Consider the following 21,386-nt stretch of genomic DNA (forward strand, 5'->3'; position numbering starts at 1 on the left):
CGCCCGCGCGGCCCGGCCGCCGCGAGCCGCGGGAGAGGCCCCGGCCCGCCGCGCCCGGAGCGTGAGCGAGGGCTCCGCAAGCCAGGCCGCCGAGCCCCAGGCCGAGCCCGCCAAGCGCACCCCGGACACCCCGTGGGAGCCGGCGAAGCCCGCCGCTGACGAAGGAGGCGAGAACGCGTGAACGATGTCCTCGACGTCGCCCTGCGGCTCGTCGCCGTACTCGTCGTCTTCCTGACCTTCCCGCTGGTCGTCGGCCAGACCGAGCACAAGGTCATGGCCCACATGCAGGGCCGGCTCGGCCCGATGTACGCGGGCGGCTTCCACGGCTGGGCGCAGCTGGTCGCCGACGGCGTGAAGTTCGCGCAGAAGGAGGACGTGGTCCCGGCCAACGCCGACCGCAGGATCTTCCAGCTCGCGCCCGCGGTGGCCCTTCTCCCCTACCTCCTGGTCCTGATCGCGATCCCGGTCGGCCCGCACGGCTTCGTGGGGCAGGCCATCGACGCGGGCCTGTTCTTCGTGCTCGCCGTGATGGGCGTGGGGGTGCTGGGCTCGCTCATGGCGGGCTGGGCCTCGGCCAACAAGTTCTCCCTGCTCGGCGGCCTCCGTACCGCCGCGCAGCTGATGGCGTACGAGCTGCCGATGCTGCTGGCCGCCGCCTCGGTCGCGATGGCGGCGGGCACGCTCTCGCTGCCGGGGATCGTGGAGGCGTACCACTGGTGGTGGACGCCGTGGCAGATCATCGGCGCGGTGGTCTTCTTCACGGCGGGCCTCGCCGAGCTGCAGCGGCCGCCGTTCGACATGCCGGTGGCCGACTCCGAGATCATCTTCGGGGCGTACACCGAGTACACGGGCCTGCGCTTCGCGCTGTTCCTGCTCGCCGAGTACGCGGGCATCGTCGTGCTCTGCGCCCTGACGACCGTCCTCTTCCTCGGAGGGTGGCACGGGCCCTGGTCCGACAGCGTGGGCTGGCTGTGGACGCTGATCAAGACCTTCGTCCTCGCCTTCATCGTCATCTGGCTGCGGGTGACCTACCCCCGCATGCGTGAGGACCAGCTCCAGAAGCTTGCCTGGACGGGCCTCATCCCGCTCGCCCTGGCCCAGATCGCGCTCACCGGCGTCGTCAAGGTGGTGATCTCGTAATGGCTCAAGACAAGAAGAAGCTGCCCGGCTCCGGCCTGGCCAAGGGCCTCGCCGTCACCCTGCGGACGATGACCCGCCGCTCGGTCACCGCGCAGTACCCGGACCTGCAGCCCGAACTGCCCCCGCGCAGCCGTGGCGTCATCGCGCTGTTCGAGGAGAACTGCACGGTGTGCATGCTGTGCGCCCGCGAATGCCCCGACTGGTGCATCTACATCGACTCCCACAAGGAGACGATGCCCGCCGTGGCCCCCGGCGGCCGCGAGCGCAGCCGCAATGTGCTGGACCGCTTCGCGATCGACTTCTCGCTCTGCATGTACTGCGGGATCTGCATCGAGGTGTGTCCCTTCGACGCCCTCTTCTGGTCCCCGGAGTTCGAGTACGCGGAGACCGACATCCTCGAACTGACACATGAGCGCGACAAGCTCCGCGACTGGATGTGGACGGTGCCGGCCCCGCCGCCGCTGGACCCCGGCGCCGAGGAGCCCAAGGAGCTGGCGGCAGCGCAGAAGTCGGCGGAGAAGGTGGCCGCCGCGCGGGCTCAGGAGGGCGACGCATGAGCCTCGCAGCCGCACCCTCCGGCTTCCTGTCCCCGACCGGCGTCGAGATCGCCTTCGTCCTGGTCGGCATCGCGACCGTCGGCGCGGCGCTCGTCACGGTGAGCACCAAGCAGCTCGTGCACGCCGCGCTGTGGCTGGTGGTCACGCTCGGCGGGCTCGCCGTCGAATACCTGCTCCTCACCGCCGAGTTCATCGCCTGGGTGCAGGTGCTGATCTACGTGGGGTCCGTGGTCGTCCTCCTGCTGTTCGGGCTGATGCTCACCAAGGCCCCCATCGGCCGCTCCCCGGACGCCGATTCGGGCAACCGCTGGGCCGCGCTCGTGGTGGCCGTGGCCTCGGCGACCACCCTCGTGTGGGTGGTCGTGGACGCCTTCCGGGCGACCTGGATCAACCTCGACGGGGCCGTCCAGGGCTCCACCAAGGTCACCGGGCAGATCCTCTTCCAGCACTGGGTGCTGCCCTTCGAGGCGCTGTCCGTCCTGCTCCTGGCCGCGCTGGTCGGCGCGATCGTGCTCTCCCGCAGGACCGACCGGAAGAACGGAGCGCGCTGATGCATCTCGTCTATCCCGCCGTGCTGTCCGCCCTCCTGTTCTCCGTGGGGCTGTACGGCGTACTCGCCCGGCGCAACGCGATCCTCGTGCTGATGTCGCTCGAAGTGATGCTGAACGCGGTCAACCTCAACCTGGTCGCCTTCGACGTCTGGCTCCGCGACAGGCTCCACGCCGGCCAGGCGCTCACGCTGTTCGTCATCGTCGTGGCCGCCGCCGAGATCGGCATCGGCCTGGCGATCGTCCTGCTCGTGTACCGCAACCGTGGCACCTCCGACGTCGACCGGCTCACCGACCTCGCCGACTCCGACGATCCCTCCGTAGTGGCTGCACCCGAAGAGAAGGCAGAGGCCGCAGCGTGACCGTGACGACCCTGGCCGTCCTCGTCCCCCTTCTTCCGTTCCTCGGCGCGGCCGCCGCCCTCTTCCTCGGCAAGCGCGCCCCCGGCTTCGCCCAGCCGGTCGCCGTGCTGCCGACCGCCGCCGCCTTCGTGCTCGCGGCGATCGTCGCCGCACGGCAGGGCAGCGGACCGGCCACCGACGCCGCCCACCGGCTCACCCCGACCGGCTCGGTGCCGATCGACCTCGCCCTGCACCTCGACGGCTTCGCGGTCCTCATCGCCGTCCTGGTCGGCCTGGTCGCGACCTGCGTGCAGCTGTACTCGACGGGCTATCTGCGCGACGACCCGCGGTATGTCTCCTACTCCGCGCTGGTCTCCCTCTTCACCGCCGCCATGTTCCTGGTCGTCTACTCCGGCGACCTGATGGTGCTGCTGGTCGGCTGGGAGGTCATGGGCATCTGCTCGTACTTCCTGGTCGGGCACTACTGGGAGACCGAGGCCGCCCGCTCCGCCTCGATCAAGGCCTTCCTGGTCACCAAGCTCGGCGATGTCCCCTTCCTGATCGGCCTGTTCGCGCTCGCCACCGATGCCGGAACGTTCCGGATCAACGGCATCCTGACCGCCGCCACCCACGGCGAGCTGCACCACCCCACCCTGATCGCACTGCTGCTGCTCGCCGGAGTCGCCGGCAAGTCCGCGCAGTTCCCGCTGCACACCTGGCTGCCGGACGCGATGGCGGGCCCGACTCCGGTGTCCGCGCTGATCCACGCCGCCACGATGGTCGCGGCCGGCATCTACTTCGTCGCCCGGCTGCTGCCGGTCTTCGAGACCTCCTCCGCCGCGATGGCCGTCCTCGCCGCCATGGCGGCGATCACCATGATCGGCTCGGGGCTCGCCGCGCTCGCCCAGGACGACATCAAGCGGGTGCTGGCCTATTCGACGATCGGCCAGCTCGGCTACATGGCCGGCGCGCTCGCCGTCGGCGACCGCAGCGCCGCCGTCTTCCACCTCCTCTCGCACGGCGCCTTCAAGGCGCTGCTCTTCCTCGGGGCCGGCGTGGTCATCCACTCCGCAGGCACCAACTCGCTGGCCGCCATGTCCCGCATGGGCGACCTGGGCAAGCGCATCCCCGACGCGATGTGGACGATGGGCATCGCGCTGGCCGCCCTCGCCGCGCTGCCGCCCTTCTCCGGCTTCTTCTCCAAGGAGTCCGTGCTCCGTGCCGCCGAGCACGCTGCCGGTGGCCACACCGCCCACATCCCGGCCGCCGTCGGCTGGACGGTCCTGGTCGCGGGCCTGGTCACCGCCGTCCTCACGGCCGGCTACGCCACCCGCCTGTTCCTCCTCGCCTTCCGGGGCCAGGGCGCGACCGTCGCCGACCACGGGCGGGAGCCGGTCGTCATGAACGCCGTGCTCTGGGTGCTGGCCATCCCGACCATCGGCTTCGGCATGATCTCCCTCCTGCCCAGGGTCTTCGACCTCCCCCAGTGGTTCGACGGCGAGGCGCTCAGCCCGACCCTCACCACCTCTGTCCTCGGCATCGGCCTCGCCCTCGTCGGCATCCTCGCCATGTACGGCGCCTGGCAGGCGACGGCCACCCGCCGCCGCGTGCCCATCGGAGCCGTGGTCGCGGCACCGCCGCAAGACCTCGAACCCGCCCTCGTCGAGGAGACGGCCATCGACACCCACGCCAAGGTCTACGGCGACATCGCCGCCGCCGAGGACCCCGGCGACCCCGGACGCCTGCTTCTCGGCCCGCTGCACCGCCACGCCGCCCACGGCTTCCACCTTGACGCCCTCTACGCGGCGCTCTTCGTACGCCCCGTGCTGGCCGCCGCGGGCCTGGTGCGCTTCCTGGACCGCGAGGTCATCGAGACCTACGTAAGCGGCACGGGCGCGGCGCCCCGCCTGCTCGGCGCTGCCGTGCGCAGGGCACAGACCGGCAATGTGCAGACCTATCTCAGCGTGCTGCTGGCCGGCTCCGTCGTACTCGCCGTCCTCGTAGCCGTCGGAGCGTGAGCCGTGAACGACACCGTCCTCCAGTACCTGCTCGCGGCCGTCGTCGTCCTGCCGCTGCTCGGCGCGGTGGGGGCCCTGCTCCCGCCCCCGCCCGGCCTGCGGGGCAAGAGCCCCGACCAGGCCGTGCTCCGGCACGGCGTGACCGTCTCCGGCGTCGTGCTCGCCCTGTCCATCGCACTCGCGGCCGGCTTCGACCACGACCACCCCGCGAAGATGCAGGCAAGCACCGACATCAGCTGGATCCCGGCGCTCGGCATCCGCATCCACCTCGGCATTGACGGCATCAGCCTCCCCCTCCTCGTGCTGACCGCGCTGCTGACCTTCCTCTGCGCGGTCTACAGCTACTTCAAAATGCCCGCGGGCCCGTCCCCCAAGGCCTTCGTCGCGCTCATCCTCGTCCTCGAGTCCGGCACGCTCGCGACCTTCGCGGTGCTCGACCTGATCCTCTTCTTCCTGGCCTTCGAGCTGGTCCTCATCCCGATGTACTTCCTCATCGCCCGCTGGGGCGGCGAAGGCCGGGAGAAGTCCGCCCTCCGCTTCATCCTCTACACGCTCCTCGGCTCCGTGGTCATGCTGCTCGGCCTGCTCCTGATCGGGATCAAGGCGGGCACATTCGACATGGTGGCACTCGCCACTGACAACGGGTCGCACCTCAGTCACACCACGCAACTGATCGCCGCCCTCGCCATTGGCCTCGGCCTCGCCGTCAAGGCCCCGATGTGGCCGCTCCACAGCTGGCTCCCGGACGCCCACACCTCGGCGCCCACCGTCGGCTCGGTCCTCCTGGCGGGCGTCCTGCTCAAGATGGGCACGTACGGTTTCGTACGGATCCTTCTCCCCATCACCCCCGAGGCGACCCGGACGTACGCGCCCTACCTGGCCGCCTTCGCCGTCATCGGCATCATCTACGGGTCCCTCGCCTGCCTGGCCCTCGCGAGGCAGGGCACCGGCGGCGACCTCAAGCGGCTCATCGCGTACAGCTCGGTCGGCCACATGGGCTTCGTGCTGCTCGGCATCGCGACCCTGACCCCGACCGGCGTCAACGGGGCGCTGTTCGCCAACATCGCGCACGGCCTCATCACCGGCCTGCTCTTCTTCCTGGTCGGCTCGCTCAAGGACCGGTACGGCTCCACCGACCTCGACCGCCTCGCCGGCCAGACCGGCGCTGCCCTCTACGGCCGGGCCCCGCGCCTGGGCGGCCTGCTGGCCTTCGGCGCGGTCGCCTCGCTCGGGCTGCCGGGCCTGGCGGGCTTCTGGGGCGAGATGCTGGCCATGTTCGGCGCCTTCAAGCCGGCCGTGGGGCTGCACCGGGGCGCGTATCTGACCTTCACCGCCATCGCGGCCTTCGGCACGCTGCTCACCGCCGCGTACCTCCTGGTCGTCGTACGCCGGGTCTGCATGGGCGAGCGCAGCACCGCCGAAGCGACCGAGCCGGTCCTCGCGGACGTCCAGACCTACGAATTCGCGGCCTGGACCCCGTTGGTCGCCCTCACCGTCATCGCCGGGCTCTGGCCCGCACTCCTCCTCGGCCTGACCGACCCGGCCGTGCGTACCCTCCTCGGAGGCAGCTGATGGGTACCCTCGTCCAGTCCGTCGACTGGATCGCGATCGCGCCACCGGTCATCGCGGCCGCCCTGGCGCTGATCGTGCTGGTCGCCGACCTCTTCGTCAGCGAGGCGCGCAAGCCGCTGCTCGGATGGCTCACCGTGGGCGGCCTGGTTCTCGCCGGGCTGAGCCTGATCCCGCTCCTGGATCACGACCGCAGCACCTTCTGCCTCACCACCGCCGGCGGCGACTGCTCCTACGTGGCCGACCACTTCACGCTCGTCATCCAGCTCCTGGTGATTGGCGGCGCGCTGCTCACCGCCCTGCTGTCCATCCACATCATGGACGAACTCCCGGCGGGGGAGTACTGGTTCCTGCTGCTGTCCTCCGCCTCCGGCGCCGCCCTACTGCCCGCCTCCCGTGACCTCGCGACGCTGATCATCGCCCTCGAGGTCGCCAGCCTGCCCGCCTTCGCCCTGGTCGGCATCAAGCGCGGCGACCGGCTCTCCAGCGAGGCCGCGCTGAAGTTCTTCCTCTCCTCGGTCGCCGCCACCGCCGTCACCCTGCTCGGCGTCAGTTTCCTGTACGCGGCCACCGGCACCCTGCACCTCACCGCCCTGGCCCACGGCCTCACCGGCGTCGACCCCCAACTGGCCACCCTCGCCAAGGCGGGCGCCGCCCTCACCATCGTCGGCTTCGCCTTCAAGCTCGCCGTCGCGCCCTTCCACTTCTGGGTGCCCGACACCTACACCGGCGCGCCGCTGCCCATCGCCGCGTACCTGTCCGTCGTCGGCAAGGCGGCCGGCTTCTCCGGCCTGATCCTGATCACCGTCGTCGCCCTCAAGCCGTACGCGGATGTCTGGGGTCCCGCCGTCGCCGTCCTGGCCGCCCTCACCATGACCGTCGGCAACGCGGCCGCCCTCCGGCAGCGCCCCGACGCCTCGCGCAGCGCCGTACGCCTGCTCGCCTGGTCCTCCATCGGCCAGGCCGGCTACCTCCTGGTCCCGGTCGCCGCCGCCGCGTACGCGGGTACCGACGAGATCGGCACCACGATCGCGTACGCGCTGATGTACGGCGCCGTGAACCTCGGCGCCTTCGCCGTCGTCGCCCTCGTGGCCCGCAGCGCCCCCGACAACCGCCTCACGGACTACCGGGGGCTGTACGCGCGGCGCCCCCTGGCGGCCCTCTCCATGGCCTTTTTCCTGCTCTGCCTGGCCGGGCTGCCGCCGGGCATCATCGGGCTGTTCGCCAAGGTCGCGGTCTTCTCCTCGGCCGTGCACGCGGGGCTGGGATGGCTGGCCGTCATCATGGCGCTGAACGTCGTCGTGGCGCTGGTCTACTACCTCCGCTGGACGGCCCTGCTCTTCGCGAAGCCGGAAGGCGCGGAGGCACCGGCACCGGCCGTCACTCTCCCCCAGCCTTCGGCCGGTGGGGGTCCTCCCCCTGACTTCGCCGGGAGTACCCCCACCGGCGAAGCCAGGGGGAGGACCTCCGCCTCGCTTCGCTCGCCCACCTCCCTCACGGCGGCCATCGCCCTCAGCGCGGTCCTCGGGATCGCCCTGTCCGGTGCTCCCCAGCTCGTCCTGCGCTTCGCCTCCGGAGGCCTGCTGTGACCGGTGCACAAGGGAACTAACACCTTTCCGGTGGCGTTGCCCCCTACGGGAGGTTCTCCTGATGGAGAGAGATCTCCCGACGCTGATTTCAGCGGAGAACCTAGGAGGACGCACCGTGCACCGCCGGCACAACGGGCTGAAGACCGCCGCGCTCCTTGGTGGACTGTCGGCGCTCATCCTGCTCATCGGCAGCTTCTTCGGCCGTACAGGACTGATCGTCGCGCTCGTCGTCGCCCTGGGCACCAATGCGTACGCGTACTGGAACAGTGACAAGCTGGCGCTACGCGCGATGCGTGCCCGCCCGGTCAGCGAGTTCGAGGCCCCCGGCCTCTACCGCATGGTCCGCGAGCTGTCCACCGCCGCGCGCCAGCCCATGCCCCGCCTCTACATCTCCCCGACCCCGGCCCCGAACGCCTTCGCCACCGGCCGCAATCCGCGCAACGCGGCGGTCTGCTGCACCGAGGGCATCCTGCGCATCCTCGACGAGCGTGAGCTGCGCGGGGTCCTCGGCCATGAGCTGAGTCACGTCTACAACCGCGACATCCTCATCTCCTCCGTCGCGGCCGCCCTGGCCTCCGTGATCGTGTTTCTGGTCAACTTCGCCTGGCTCATTCCCATCGGCCGCTCCGATGACGACGACGGCCCCGGCCTGCTGGGCATGCTGCTGATGATGATCCTCGGCCCGCTCGCCGCCAGCCTCATCCAGCTCGCCGTCAGCCGCTCCCGTGAGTTCGAGGCCGATGCCTCCGGTGCCCGCCTCACCGGCGACCCCCTTGCCCTCGCCAGCGCGCTCCGCAAGCTCGACGTGGGCACCAAACAGCTCCCGCTCCCGCCCGAGCCGCGCCTGGAGACCACCAGCCACCTGATGATCGCCAATCCGTTCCGTCCTGGCGACGCGTCGAAGCTCTTCTCGACCCACCCGCCCATGGCCGAGCGCATCGCCCGGCTGGAAGAAATGGCAGGCCACCGATGAGGACTCTGCTCAACATCATCTGGCTGATCGTCTGGGGACTGTGGATGGCCATCGGCTACGCCCTGCTCGGGCTGCTGATGTTCGTCTTCATCATCACCATCCCCTGGGGCATCGCCTCCTTCCGGATCGCCAACTACGTCCTGTGGCCCTTCGGCCGTACGACGGTCGAGCGCCCCGACGCCGGGGCGGCCTCCTTCGTGGGCAACATCATCTGGCTGGTTCTCGCCGGTATCTGGCTCGCCATCGGCCACATCGTCGCGGGCATCGGCTTCTGTCTGACGATCATCGGGATCCCCTTCGGCATCGCCAACTTCAAGATGGTCCCGATCTCCCTCGTCCCCCTGGGCCGGGAGATCGTCCCTGCGTGACGCAGGTCACAACTGACCGCTGTGAACCGCCCGCCCTCCCGGCCCGTGTACGTGGGGAACACGAAGAGGACGGAGTCGGTGGATGGCGGCATTGTGGTCCCGCACTCGGCAAAGCACGAGTGGCGAGGCGCTGATCCAATCGCTCTACGAGGAACACGGCGCCGCGCTGCTGGCGTACGCGCCCCGGCTCACCGGCGACCGGGGGCGGCCGAGGACGTCGTGCAGGAGACCCTGATCAGGGCCTGGCGCCATCCCGAGGCGCTGGTCAACGGCAAGGGGGTCAGTGCGCGGCTGGCTGCTCACCGTGGCCCGGAACCTCATCACCGACCGCTACCGGGCGAAGTCCGCCCGGCCCGTGGAGGTCCCCGAGTCGCCCACGACGCCGCCCGTGCAGGAGGACCACGCGCAGCAGGTCGTGGATTCGATGGTCGCAATGGAGGCTTTGGACCGACTTTTCCCGGATCGCCGAGATGTGCTGCTCGAAATCTACTTCCGGGGCCAGAGATTCGCCGAAGCCGCGAAGAAACTCGGAATACCACCGGGAACCGTGAAATCCCGGTCACACTACGCTCTCAAGACTTTAAGAGAGCTCTACGCGAATAAGAATGCGAACACGCAGAAACCGGTCGCACTGCGGGAGGTGGCGGCATGAGTACGACGCAGCATGACAGCGAGCGTCACGACAGCGAACAGCTCACCGCCTACGTCCTCGGCGTCCTTGGCGAGCAGGAGATGAGGGAGGTCGACGAGCGCATCGCATCCTGCGACCCGTGCCGTGGCGAACTGGCCGAGCTGCGCGAGATGGAGCAGGCGCTGGGCGAGGTGCCGCCCGAGGCCTTCATCGACGGACCGCCCGAGGGCGGCGACCTGCTGCTTCAGCGCACCCTGCGGCAAGCGCGCGCCGAGCGCTCCGGCCGTGACCGGCGCCGGTAGGCCGCCATCGGCGCCGTGGCCGCGGCCGCCGCAGGGGTCCTGCTCTACGGCGGTGTGCTCATCGGCCAGAACGGCGAATCCGGACCCCCGCAGGCCCTGCCCACGACCTCGGTGTCCACGGCGCCGTCCGGCGTCATGGACGGCTCGGCCACCGACCCGGTCACCAAGGCCGGCCTGACGGTGCAGGTCACTGCGGCCGCCGACTGGGTCCGGGTCAACGCCTCCGTCACGGGCATCCCGGCAGGTGAGCGGTGCCATCTGGTCGTCGTCGCCAAGGACGGCAGCAGGGAGGTCGCCGGCAGCTGGGTCGTCGGCGCCGACAACGGCCACGGCAAGGCCGCCAACCTGGACGGCTCGGCCGCCATGGCGCCCGGCGACGTGGCATCCGTACTCGTCGAGAACACCGCTGGAAAGAAATACGTCTCCGCTTCACTGTGATTTCCCCGGACAAACGCGGCGTCGCCAACTCCCCCCGGCGGCGCCGCGTTCATTGCGGACAGATTGCTGGCTCATTGCTTACCGGTGGGAAAATCGGAATTCCTCGAATGTGATTCCGGAGAACCTCCCATGTTCTCGGAAGCGATGGTAGTGTCCGCCACGATCTACACAGAGGAGTCGAGCAAACCCTTCCCGTAACCACGGAGTACGCCGGCTCACAAGGAAGCAATCGTCCTAGGGGAGCGACCTGATGTCCGCCGGTGAGTACCAACCGCACTACCACCCGGCCGGATTCGACGACGAGCTTCGGCTGGCCCTGGAGGACTTACGCGCGGGCCGCTGGCGTGAGACCCAGGAGTTGCTCACCCGCACCGGCGAGAACTGGGAGCTGCGCACCGCCCGGACCCAGGTCCTGGCCGTGGCCGCCGCCAGGACCGACGCGATCGCCGCCTGGCTGACCGAGGAGCCCTCCTGCGCCGACGCCGTGGTGATGGAGGCCAGGGTCGCGGTACAGCGCGCCCTGTACGCCCACCGCACCCGGCAGCCCGACGCCGAACGCCTCGCCGCCCGGGCCAGGATGGTCTCCCAGGACGCCACCCAGTTCGCCCTCGAGGACCCGGTGCCGTGGGTCTGCCTGCTCTCCCTCGCCCTGGTCGACATGGGCCAGCACCTCCCCGAGCACCGGGTGCCGCCCCCGGAAGGCCTGTTACCGACCGGCCCGTGGGGCCTGCTCGAAGAGGTCTACAAACGCGATCCGTACAACCGCGAGGCCTGGCACCGCATGCTCCAGGTGTTCTACGCCCGCAAGATCAACGCCTTCGACTACGTACGGTGGGTGGCGTCCTGGGCGCCGCTGGGCTCGCCGCTGCTCGTGCTCCCGCTCTACGCGTACGCCGAGGACTACCGCTCCCGCCGCGCCAGCGGCGCGACCAGCGGGCTCGCCCTCTACTGGATCAGCGAGCAGGTCACCCACTACACCAGCCGTGCCCTGGACGACTGGTTCCGCCACTCAGCCCCCGCCACGCTCCCCCAGCCTTCGGCCAGGGGGGGCACCCCCACCGGCGAAGCCAGGGGGAGGACCCCCATCTCGCTTCGCTCGCCCGTTGACCTCAACCACCTCGGCCATGCCCTGTACGCGGGCGGCTTCGACGGCGGGACCGAGGTCTTCGAGGCCATCGGCCCGCACGCGACGCCCGCGCCCTGGCAGGACATCGCCGACTCGCCGCAGCACTGGGAAGAGGAATTCCTGCGCGCCGGACGCTACTTCCTGGGCGGCGGTTCGCGTCGATGACCATCCGTCCAGGACCCGGCCGGGCGCCTCCGGCCCGTCACTGATCCGCCCAACGCTCTCTTCCCCCACGCCCCCACCCCCCATCACCGGAGGCTTCTCCGTGTCCTTCCCCAAGTCCCCCCATGCTGCCGAATCCCCCGGCCTGAGCGACGAGGCGATGCTGCGGCGTCTCGGCTATCAGCCCGAACTGTCTCGCCGCATGGGCCCGTTCGGCAACTTCGCGATCAGCTTCTCGGTCATATCCATCCTCTCCGGCGGCATGACCCTCTACGGCTTCGGCCTCATGACAGGTGGCCCCGCCGTCATGCTCTGGGGCTGGTTCGGCGTCGGCCTCATGGTGCTGCTGCTCGGCTGCGCACTGGCCGAGGTCACCAGCGCCTACCCGACCTCCGGCGCCCTCTACTTCATGGCGAGCAAGCTCGGTGGTCCGCGCTGGGGCTACTACACGGGCTGGTTCAACCTGCTCGGCCTGCTGGGCGGGGAGGCCGGCGGCTGCTATGGGACGGCGCTGTTCACCGGGGCCTGGCTCAACCTCCAGTGGGGCTTCACCCCCACCCCGGCCAAGACCCTGGGCATCTTCGCGGTCATCCTGCTGCTGCTCGCCACGCTCAACCTGTTCGGCGTACGCCTGGTCAGCATCCTCAACTCGATCAGCGTCTGGTGGCACCTGGCGGGAGTCGCCGTGATCGTCGGCGCGCTCATCATCGTCCCCTCCCACCACCAGTCCGCGAGCTTCGTCTTCGGCCACTTCGCCAACACCACCGGCTGGTCCAGCCCGCTCTACGTCGGCGCTCTCGGCCTGCTCCTCGCCCAGTACACCTTCTCCGGCTATGACGCCTCCGCCCACCTGTCGGAGGAGACCACAAAGGCGCAGGTCAGCGCCGCCAAGGGCATAGTCCACTCCATCGTGTGGTCGTGGGTGGCCGGATTCGTCCTGCTCGCCGGCCTCACCTTCGCGATCCAGAACTACGCGGGCACCATCGGCTCCGCCACCGGAGTCCCGGCCGCGCAGATCTTCCTCGACGCGCTCGGTGAGGGCGGCGCGAAGGCGCTGTTGCTCATCGTGATCATCGCGCAGCTGTTCTGCGCCAACGCCGGTCTCGCCTCCGCCAGCCGTATGGTCTTCGCGTTCTCCCGCGACGGCGCCCTTCCCTTCTCCCCGACCTGGCGGCGCCTGAGCGCCCGGACCCGCACCCCGGTCAATGCCGTCTGGCTCTCGGTCGGCGTCGCCTTCGTCCTGGCCCTGCCGTCCCTGTACTCCCTTACTGCGTATTTCGCTGTCACCGCGATCAATGTCATCGGCATCACCCCCGCCTACGCCATCCCCGTCTACCTGCGGCTGCGGGCCGGCGACAACTTCGTCCCCGGCCCCTGGAGCCTCGGCCGCTGGAGCAAGCCCATCGGCTGGACCGCCGTGGCCTGGGTCGTCTTCGTCACCGTGCTCTTCTGCCTGCCGCAGGTCTCGCCGGTCACCGTCAACTCCTTCAACTACGCCTCCGTCGCGCTCGTCGCGGTCCTGCTCCTGGCCACCGCCCTGTGGCTGACCCGTGGCCGCCGCTCCTACAACATCCCGGTCTACGGCTCCGCCACCGAGCGTGCCGAATTCGCCCAGGACGTCGTATGACGCTCGAAGAACTGCGGCGCCAAGTGGACAACGGCGAGGTGGACACGGTCCTTTTCGCCATGCCCGACCTCCAGGGCCGGCTCAAGGGCAAGCGCTACGGCGCCCGCCACTTCCTCGACCGTGTCGCCGCAGAGGGCGCCGAGGTGTGCACGTACCTCCTGGCCACCGACATGGACATGCACCCGGTGGACGGCTACGACCTCGTCTCCTGGTCCACCGGCTACGGAGACATGGGCCTCGTGCCCGACCTGGCGACCCTGCGGGCGCTGCCCTGGATGCCCCGTACCGTCCTGCTCCTCGGCGACGCCACCGGTGAGGACGGCCGACCGGTCGAAGTGGCCCCGCGCCGTATGCTGCGCCGCCGACTCGACGAGCTGGCGACCAGGGGTATCCAGGTCAAGGCGGGCATCGAGAGCGAGTACATCCTCTACCAGGGCACCTATGCCCAGGCCCACAAGCGCGGCTACCGCAAGCTCAAGCCGGCCGTCACCGACAACCTTGACTACGCCCTCGACCACCCGGCCCCCGTCGACCAATACCTCCGTGAGTTGGCGGCGGCCCTCAGCGGCGCCGGGCTGCCGGTCGAGGCGATCAAGACCGAGGCCGCCCCCGGCCAGGTCGAGGTCACCTTCCCGTACGGCGACGCGTTCGCCGCCGCTGATGGCCACCTGGTTTTCAAGCACGCAGCCAAACACATCGCCGAACGGGCCGGACTTTCCGCCACCTTCATGGCGGCCCCGGAAACGGGCGTAGGCAATGGCCTCCACCTCCACCTGTCCCTCTGGGGAGATGACGGCGGCCCGCTCCTCGCGGACCCGGACGGCGATCTGACTCCGCTCGCCCACCAGGTCATCGCCGGACTGCTCGACGGCCTACCCGTCCTGACCCCGCTCTACGCCCCTGCCGTCAACTCCTACAAACGGTTCTCGCCCGAGACCTTCGCCCCCACCCGCTACACCTGGGGCCGTGACAACCGCACCTGCGCCGTACGCGTCGTCGGCCACGGCGACGGCCTCCACCTGGAAGTACGCCTCCCCGGAGCGGATGCCAACCCCTATCTCGCCCTCACCGCTGTTCTCGCCGCCGCCCAGCACGGCATCGAAGAGGACCTCAAGCCCCCGCCGCCTTTTACCGGCAACGCCTACCAGGACGCCGAGGCCCCCTTCGTGGCCACGACCCTGCACGACGCGCTCGACGCCTTCAGCGCCGGCGAACTGCCGTCCCGGCTTCTCACCCCCGCCGTCGCCGCGCACTACGCCCACGCCGCCCGTACCGAACTGGACGGCCAGCGCCTGCAGGTGACAGACGCCGATCTGCGCTGGGGCTTCTCCCGCGCGTAGTCACGGTGGGCCGGGGGAGGGGACACCGCCGGCCCACCGCTACAAGCTCTGAACGCGATCCAGACCCTTGACGCATGTTCAACAACGATGCGTCAATGGGTGGCGCCATCGAATGCAGGATTCGGTGGCACTGCGTAAAAGTTCTGGAGCCGCACGTCCCGCTGTCCGCTGCGCCCCGATCAGGCCCGCAGCGACCGCGCGCCATCCCGTGCCTGCCCCCGGTCGCCGACCAGGGGCTATACATCGGCGCCCTGAGAGAGCGCTCTCTTGCCTCTCGCGACGCCCAGTGATGCCCAATGACGGCCAACGACGCCCACGAACAGAGGAACCTCCACACCCGACGAAAGGCCTATCGCCGTGTCCTTTCCCCTCGCCCCGCGCCGCGCCCAAGGCCCCCGTAGCCCCCAAGGCCCCCAAAGACCCCTGGGCCTCCTCGGCCGCCGCGGCCGGACCGTCCTGGCCGGAGCCACCGCTCTGCTGGCCCTCGGCGCCGTCCCGGCCCCCGCCGCCCAGCCGCAGACCGCCACCTACCTGGACTCCCGGGCCCCGGTGGCCCGCCGGGTCGCGGACCTGGTCAGCCGGATGACCCTGGCGGAGAAGGTCGGCCAGACCGCCCAGCCGGCCGTGGTCACGATGCAGGGCGAGTGCGGCTGGTCCGGCGGCGAACTCACCGCGTCCTGCATGCAGCGCATCCTCGCCGATCAGCACGTCGGGTCCGTGCTGTCCGGCGGCGGCGAAGGACCGGTCAAGAACACGCCCAAGGACTGGGCCGAGATGGTCAACTCCGTTCAGAAGTACGCCCTGGACCACTCGCGGCTGCACATCCCCATCGTCTACGGCATCGACGCGGTGCACGGCCACAACAACGTCGTCGGCGCCACCAAGTTCCCGCAGCAACTCGGCCTCGGCGCCACCTGGGACCCGGCGCTGTCCGAGCAACTGGGTGAGTCCACCGCCGCCGCGGTGAACGCCACCGGGCCGACCTGGGACTTCGCACCGGTGCTGGACATCTCCCGCGACACCCGCTGGGGCCGCTACTACGAGACGTACTCCGAGGACCCCTACCTCGCCGGGTCACTCGGCGCGAGCAACATCAAGGGCCTCCAGAGCAGCGGCCAGGTGGCCGCCACCGTCAAGCACTTCGCGGGCTACTCACAGCCCCTGAACGGGCACGACCGGACGGCGTCCCAGCTCGACATGCGCTACCTCCAGGACACGATCCTGCCCGCCTACAAGACCGCCGTCGACGCCGGCGCGCAGACCGTTATGGTCAACTCCGGTGCGGTCAACGGCATCCCTGCCCACTCCTCGCACTACCTGCTCACCGACGTGCTCCGTAAGCAGTGGGGCTTCAAGGGCGTCGTCGTCAGCGACTGGAACGACGTACAGAACCTGCAGACCGCCTACCACATCGCCGGCAGCTACGCCGACGCCGTCGGCATCGCCATGAACGCCGGGGTCGACGTCGCGATGCTGCCGCCCGGCAGCGTCGACGGCTACATCGACGGCCTCACCCAGCAGGTGCGCGACGGCAAGGTCTCCATGGCCCGCCTCAACCAGGCCGTCTCCCGTGTCCTCACCCTCAAGTTCCAGCTCGGCCTCTTCGAGCACCCGTACGTCGACGCCACCAAGGCCGACGCCGCCGTCCTAGGCACCGACAAGGACCTCGCCGTGAAGGCGGCGACCGAGTCGATGACCCTGCTGCGCAACGACAACAACGTGCTCCCGCTCTCCACCGGCCTGGGCAAGGTCGTCGTCGCCGGACCGGCCGCCGACTCCGTGCCGGACCAGGACGGTGGCTGGACCATCGGCTGGCAGGGCATACCCGACGGCGTGACCGACCCCGGCATCACCGTCTACCAGGGCGTGAAGGCGCTGCTCGGCGGCGACCACACCGACCTCGCCACCACCGCCGACGACGCCGTGGCCAAGACCCAGAACGCCGACGCCGCGATCGTGGTCGTCGGCGAGAAGCCCGGCGCCGAGGGCAACAACGACAGCGAGGCCCCGGCCCTGTCCGCCGACCAGCAGGCCCTGGTCGACCGGCTCCAGGCCACCGGCAAGCCGGTCGCCGTCGTCGTCATCGCCAGCCGGCCCCTGGTACTGGGCAGCGCCGACGACGCCAAGCAGCTCCTGATGGCCTGGCTGCCCGGCAGCGAGGGCGGCACCGCCGTGGCCGACGTCCTCTTCGGTCGCGCCAACCCCAGCGGCCGCCTCCCGGTCTCCTGGCCCAAGAGCACCGGCGACCAGCCCATGTACTACCAGCAGCTCCCCGGCACCAACGGCGGCCCCAGCTCCGGCTACGACCCGCTCTTCGCCTTCGGCTCCGGCCTCTCCTACACCACCTACGACGTCAAGGGCGTCACCCTCTCCGACGCCACGCTGTCCCGCAACGGCACCGTCAAAGCCGCCGTCCAGGTCGCCAACACCGGCAAGACCGACGGAGACATGGTGGTCCAGTTGTACGCCATGCAGCCCGTCGGCGCGGTCCTCACCCCGCCCAAGCAGCTCGCCGCCTATACCCGCGTCCACCTGAAGGCCGGCGAGACCCGCACCGTCAACGTGTCCTTCCCGCTCTCCCGGCTCGCCGTCACCACCGGCGACATCACCGGCGCCGGCCCGCGCGCCGTGCGCTCGGGAACGTACGCGATCACTGTCGGCGGACACAGCGCCGACCTCACCGTCCGCTAGTCCCTCCACCAGTCCATCCACAGTCCATCCACCAGTCCCCCCACGACCCCCGAAAGGCAGAGCCCCGTGCCCCCACGCACCCCCTTCGGGATATCCCTGCTGCGCCGCATCCTGTACGCCACCGTGGCGCTGGCGCCGATCATCGCCCTGGCCGCGGGCGCCCCACAGCCCGCGGCCGCCCCGGCGGCCGCCAGCGTGACCGCCAACTTCACGGACGACTTCAACGGCTCGGCCGGCAGCGCGGTCGACTCGTCGAAGTGGCAGACCGAGACCGGCGACAACGTCAACAACCACGAGCGGCAGTACTACACGTCCGGCAACAAGAACGCCGCCCCCAACCAACAGTGGGTCATCACCTCGGCCGGGGACATCGTCAACCCGGCCGCCAACAAATGCCTCGACGTCACCGGCGGCAACTCCGCCAACGGCACCCGGTTGCAGATCTGGACCTGCACCGGCGCCGCCAACCAGAAGTGGACCCACCACGCCTGACGGCGGCCCGGCAACGACAAGGGCAGGGCACAGGGATGGTCCAGCCACCCGTGTGCCCTGCCCCTTTAACGCGCTCCGGTCAACTACCTCTCAGCGGTAGTTGACGAACTGCAGGGCGAACTCGAAGTCCTTGCCCTTCAGCAGCGCGATCACAGCCTGCAGGTCGTCCCGGTTCTTGGAACTGACCCGCAGCTCGTCGCCCTGCACCTGCGCCTTGACGCCCTTGGGGCCCTCATCGCGGATGATCTTGGCGACCTTCTTCGCGTTGTCCTGGGAGATGCCCTCCTCGACGGACGCGAAGATCTTGTACTCCTTGCCGGACAGCTGCGGCTCGCCCGCGTCCAGCGACTTCAGCGAGATATTCCGCTTGACCAGCTTGGTCTCGAAGACATCGAGGATCGCCTTGACCCTCTCCTCCGAGTTCGCCTGCATCAGGATCTTCTCGCCCGACCAGGCGATCGAGGCGCCCACGTTCTTGAAGTCGTAGCGCTGCGAGATCTCCTTGGCGGCCTGGTTGAGGGCGTTGTCGACCTCCTGCCGCTCGACCTTCGAGACGATGTCGAAACTGGAGTCGGCCATCTTCTGTTGGCTCCTTGGCTCTGATCCACTTCGTTCGCGGCCCACCGTGGACCGCGACCGCAAGCCTAGCCACCGTCCCTGTCCGAAGGGCTGATCAACCGAGTGGCGGAGCACCCCCACCCATCGGGTATTGTTTACGTCGTCGCCACGGAGCACCCACACGGGAGCCCGGAGGCGGCACCATCCCAGGCGGTGTGCCCGAGTGGCCAAAGGGAGCAGACTGTAAATCTGCCGGCTCAGCCTACCCAGGTTCGAACCCTGGCGCCGCCACAGGGAATAAAGGGTCCTTGATCTGCGGAAACGTAGATCAAGGACCCTTCTCTGTTGCCCGTGGCGGGTGTGCCTGAAATGTGGGCTAAGTCCCACTGTGTCTCACCCTTGTCCCCCTCCTGACCACTGCTTGTGGGGCAGGCGTGGGGCAGCGAAACGGCTCACTCCCACTGTTTCAGTGCCTTCTCGATTCGGGCGTTCGCCAGGCTCGCCGTGCCGTCCAGACACTTCGCGTAGACCCTGAGCAGCACCGCGACGCTGTGCCCGGCGCGCTTGGCCACCTCGACCGGGTCCACCCCGGAGTTCAGCCAGAGAGACACGCAAGCGTGACGCAGGCCATACGGCCTGCCGGCCATTGGCGACGCTTGCTGTTCGGGTGTGAGCGCCTTCTTCCGGGCTCGCTGCCACACCTCGCCGTAACCGCTCTCCTGGACCAGACCGCCGCGTGAAGTCTGGAACAGTCGGCCGTCCGGCGCCGTGCCGTACGCCTCGATATGGGCCCGCAGCATCGCAACGAACGGCGGTGGGATCGGGACGTGCCGCACGTCCTTGCGTGGTCGCCACTTCAGCCCGCGCTCATCGTGCGCCTTCCCCGAGTCTGTCCATGCGCTTCCTACTCGCGGCCGCGAGCCGTCCAGGTTCAGCACGCCCCAGCCCTTCAACGGCAGCTCACAGTTCGAGCGCCGCAGCCACACAGCCTCACCCGGGCGCAGACCCGCGTGATACAGGCAGCCGAAGAACGCTTGCAGGTGCGCGCCCCGCTGGCTTTCCTCCCGGACGGCATCCAGGAGCTTGCGGGCCTGACGCGGGTTGACCACGCTCCGGGGGTCCACCTGCTCGCCCCATCCGGGATGGCCCACTGCACTTGGGCCAGGGGATTGCTCGGCAGCCTGCGAGCCTCTACCGCGAAGCCGAGGGCGTTGCGGAAGATGGCGCGCTTGCGGCGCACGGTCGAGGGTGCGGCCGGCTTCCCATCCAGCCGCAGCGTGAACGCGGTCAGGACTTTGCGTATGAGCAGAGGATCGTCCAGCGTGCTCATCGGGAGGGCGTGCTTCTCGATCCAAGCGAGAGCCTTCTGTACGTCCTCCGGCGGTGCCTCCGTCCAGCGCTTGAAGTTGAATGCCCAGCTATAGAGGGCGTGACGCAGTTCGTGATGCTCGGGCATCCCGTGAGGGCGTGCCACGGTGCGTCTTCGAACGCCTCGCCGTTCCTGATCTCGCACCCGGGTAGCGGAGGTAGCGGACTTTCCGGGGGCGGGGGGCAGTAGCGCTGCCATGCGTCGTGCAGATCGGCGGCGTGTTGCGGGAGGCGACCGGGGTGCCGTCGGCGGTGACGTACTCCCCGAGCATCTGGGAGAGTCGGCGGGAGTCGAGCGGCCGGCCGTTGAAGTCGGCCCATGGGGCGTCGTCGAGGGCGTTGAGGCGGTCGAGGATGGCGACGGTGGGAAGTCTGTCGATGCCGATGAGGACGTGGTCGCGTAGGTCGGTGAGCAGCCGGACGCCGATGCTGCCCTTGTCGTTGGTCTGCGAGGCCTTGACCAGCGTCACGCATGCCTCGCAGGCGCGGCGCGGCCAGTCGCCGCCGGCCACGTCGGCGACGGCGAGCAGGGGTTCCCACACGTCCGCCGGCCGGTCGGTGATGCCGTCGGGCATGTCGGGGAACGCGTCCGTGACCTGCTCTTGTACGGCCTCTGCCCACTTGGAGAGGCGGTCCCGTAGGGCGTTGCCTTCGCGGATGTGTATCGCTCGAACGCGTCTACGCCATCACCAGCCTGACGGCCCACCAGGCGACACCCGTCGACCTGGCCGAACGCGTCCACGGGCACTGGGCAATTGAGAATCGTGAGCACCATGTCAGAGATGTAACGTTTGGAGAAGATGCCTCGCGGGTGCGGACCGGCAGCGCACCGCGGGCGATGGCCTCCCTGAGAAACCTGGCCATCGGCGCGCTCCGCCTGGCGGGGCGGGACAACATCGCCGAGGGCCTGCGCCATCACGGGCGGGACATGGCCCGGCCGCTGGCGACCCTCGACTCGCGTGATCATTCCCGGCCGATCGCGAGAACGACGGAGCACTGCGGGAGGACACGCCACGGGGAATCACGGGGAAGAGCGGAGAGTCGCACACGCTCGTGAAGATCAGAGTCTGGCCATGTCAGCCACCGGGCGAGCCGGACCCAGTCCCACTGGGTCCGGCTCTTTGCCACTACGTCGCGCTGACCGTCTGTCCCCCGATCTTCTTGTTGTTCAGCTCATCAGAAACGACGGCGGTGGTGCTGGACGGGGCGGTGGTGCTGGACGGGGCGGAGGTGCCGGACGGGGCGGTGGTGCTGGACGGGGCGGAGGTGCCGGACGGGGCGGTGGTGCTGGACGGGGCGGAGGTGCCGGACAGGGCGGTGGTGGCGAACGTGCCGGACGACGTGCCGGACGACGTGGCGGACGTGCCGGACGTGCCGGACGTGGCGGACGTGGCGGACGTGCCGGACGTGCCGGACGTGGCGGACTTGGCGGTGCTGGCGGAAGCCGATTTCGCCGGGCCCGAAGCCGCCGGGCCCGAAGCCGTCGCCGGGCCCGAAGCCGCCGGGCCCGAAGCCGTCGCCGGGCCCGAAGCCGCCGGGCCCGAAGCC

General features: G+C 69.8%; 18 protein-coding genes, 1 tRNA gene and 4 pseudogenes. 20 read left to right on the forward strand and 3 right to left on the reverse strand.

The window, feature by feature from the left end; genetic code table 11:
* The 18 genes and pseudogenes from EFK10_RS48785 to EFK10_RS21215 all read left to right on the forward strand — a co-directional run.
* Positions 1–181 (forward strand): annotated as a pseudogene (locus EFK10_RS48785) (hypothetical protein); the annotation flags it as partial.
* Positions 178–1,140 carry an NADH-quinone oxidoreductase subunit NuoH gene (nuoH, locus tag EFK10_RS21140; protein ID WP_127357228.1) on the forward strand — a complete coding sequence of 321 codons (963 nt, stop codon included), beginning with the start codon at positions 178–180 and terminating at the stop codon, positions 1,138–1,140. The pseudogene EFK10_RS48785 and the gene nuoH, both read left to right, overlap by 4 nt.
* Complete coding sequence (locus EFK10_RS21145; protein ID WP_127357229.1) at positions 1,140–1,697, forward strand: NuoI/complex I 23 kDa subunit family protein; 558 nt, start codon at positions 1,140–1,142, stop codon at positions 1,695–1,697. Before nuoH ends, EFK10_RS21145 begins: the two co-directional genes overlap by 1 nt.
* Positions 1,694–2,248: an NADH-quinone oxidoreductase subunit J family protein gene (locus EFK10_RS21150; RefSeq protein WP_127357230.1), complete on the forward strand. Its 555-nt coding sequence runs from the start codon at positions 1,694–1,696 to the stop codon at positions 2,246–2,248. Before EFK10_RS21145 ends, EFK10_RS21150 begins: the two co-directional genes overlap by 4 nt.
* Positions 2,248–2,607, forward strand: a complete 360-nt coding sequence (gene nuoK, locus EFK10_RS21155) for an NADH-quinone oxidoreductase subunit NuoK (protein WP_127357231.1) — start codon at positions 2,248–2,250, stop codon at positions 2,605–2,607. The genes EFK10_RS21150 and nuoK overlap by 1 nt, the downstream gene beginning before the upstream one ends.
* Positions 2,604–4,604, forward strand: a complete 2,001-nt coding sequence (locus EFK10_RS21160; RefSeq protein WP_127357232.1) for an NADH-quinone oxidoreductase subunit 5 family protein — start codon at positions 2,604–2,606, stop codon at positions 4,602–4,604. The genes nuoK and EFK10_RS21160 overlap by 4 nt, the downstream gene beginning before the upstream one ends.
* A gap of 3 nt (positions 4,605–4,607) precedes the next feature.
* Positions 4,608–6,176: a complex I subunit 4 family protein gene (locus EFK10_RS21165; protein WP_127357233.1), complete on the forward strand. Its 1,569-nt coding sequence runs from the start codon at positions 4,608–4,610 to the stop codon at positions 6,174–6,176.
* Positions 6,176–7,762 (forward strand): NADH-quinone oxidoreductase subunit N, encoded by a 1,587-nt coding sequence (locus EFK10_RS21170; RefSeq protein ID WP_127357234.1) that lies wholly within the window; start codon positions 6,176–6,178, stop codon positions 7,760–7,762. Before EFK10_RS21165 ends, EFK10_RS21170 begins: the two co-directional genes overlap by 1 nt.
* A gap of 115 nt (positions 7,763–7,877) precedes the next feature.
* Positions 7,878–8,735, forward strand: a complete 858-nt coding sequence (gene htpX / locus EFK10_RS21175) for a zinc metalloprotease HtpX (RefSeq protein ID WP_127357235.1) — start codon at positions 7,878–7,880, stop codon at positions 8,733–8,735.
* Entirely contained in the window at positions 8,732–9,103 is a 372-nt protein-coding gene (locus EFK10_RS21180; protein WP_127357236.1) for a YccF domain-containing protein, read from the forward strand. Before htpX ends, EFK10_RS21180 begins: the two co-directional genes overlap by 4 nt.
* Before the next feature lie 82 nt (positions 9,104–9,185).
* A pseudogene (locus tag EFK10_RS21185) lies at positions 9,186–9,755 on the forward strand (sigma-70 family RNA polymerase sigma factor).
* Positions 9,752–10,036 (forward strand): anti-sigma factor family protein, encoded by a 285-nt coding sequence (locus EFK10_RS52725; RefSeq protein WP_322973371.1) that lies wholly within the window; start codon positions 9,752–9,754, stop codon positions 10,034–10,036. Before EFK10_RS21185 ends, EFK10_RS52725 begins: the two are co-directional and overlap by 4 nt.
* Positions 10,037–10,051: 15 nt before the next feature.
* On the forward strand, positions 10,052–10,474 hold the full coding sequence (locus EFK10_RS52730; protein ID WP_322973373.1) for a hypothetical protein: 423 nt from the start codon (positions 10,052–10,054) through the stop codon (positions 10,472–10,474).
* Between the two features lie 250 nt (positions 10,475–10,724).
* Positions 10,725–11,765, forward strand: a complete 1,041-nt coding sequence (locus EFK10_RS21195) for a hypothetical protein (protein WP_127357237.1) — start codon at positions 10,725–10,727, stop codon at positions 11,763–11,765.
* Between the two features lie 157 nt (positions 11,766–11,922).
* The gene (locus tag EFK10_RS21200) at positions 11,923–13,389 is read left to right on the forward strand and encodes an amino acid permease (protein WP_127357242.1); all 1,467 of its coding nucleotides are present in this window, start codon (positions 11,923–11,925) and stop codon (positions 13,387–13,389) included.
* Entirely contained in the window at positions 13,386–14,729 is a 1,344-nt protein-coding gene (locus EFK10_RS21205; protein ID WP_127357238.1) for a glutamine synthetase family protein, read from the forward strand. The genes EFK10_RS21200 and EFK10_RS21205 overlap by 4 nt, the downstream gene beginning before the upstream one ends.
* A 357-nt stretch (positions 14,730–15,086) precedes the next feature.
* On the forward strand, positions 15,087–17,420 hold the full coding sequence (locus EFK10_RS21210; RefSeq protein WP_127357239.1) for a glycoside hydrolase family 3 N-terminal domain-containing protein: 2,334 nt from the start codon (positions 15,087–15,089) through the stop codon (positions 17,418–17,420).
* 195 nt (positions 17,421–17,615) lie between these two features.
* Entirely contained in the window at positions 17,616–17,912 is a 297-nt protein-coding gene (locus EFK10_RS21215) for an RICIN domain-containing protein (RefSeq protein WP_407647115.1), read from the forward strand.
* A gap of 90 nt (positions 17,913–18,002) precedes the next feature.
* On the opposite strand, the gene EFK10_RS21220 is transcribed toward EFK10_RS21215, so the two are convergent.
* Entirely contained in the window at positions 18,003–18,491 is a 489-nt protein-coding gene (locus tag EFK10_RS21220) for a YajQ family cyclic di-GMP-binding protein (protein ID WP_127357241.1), read from the reverse strand.
* Positions 18,492–18,679: 188 nt separating this feature from the next.
* Here EFK10_RS21220 and EFK10_RS21225 point away from each other — a divergent pair.
* Positions 18,680–18,761 (forward strand) — tRNA-Tyr (locus tag EFK10_RS21225).
* Between the two features lie 161 nt (positions 18,762–18,922).
* Here EFK10_RS21225 and EFK10_RS50645 read toward each other — a convergent pair.
* Complete coding sequence (locus EFK10_RS50645; RefSeq protein ID WP_240677370.1) at positions 18,923–19,579, reverse strand: tyrosine-type recombinase/integrase; 657 nt, start codon at positions 19,577–19,579, stop codon at positions 18,923–18,925.
* A 397-nt stretch (positions 19,580–19,976) separates the two neighbouring features.
* Positions 19,977–20,503 (reverse strand): annotated as a pseudogene (locus EFK10_RS21235) (DUF3631 domain-containing protein); the annotation flags it as partial.
* 499 nt (positions 20,504–21,002) lie between these two features.
* On the opposite strand from EFK10_RS21235, the pseudogene EFK10_RS48790 reads away from it, so the two are divergent.
* Positions 21,003–21,386: pseudogene (locus tag EFK10_RS48790) on the forward strand (hypothetical protein); the annotation flags it as partial.

The sequence above is a fragment of the Streptomyces soli genome, assembly GCF_003999195.1.
Classification (GTDB): Bacteria; Actinomycetota; Actinomycetes; order Streptomycetales; family Streptomycetaceae; genus Actinacidiphila; species Actinacidiphila soli.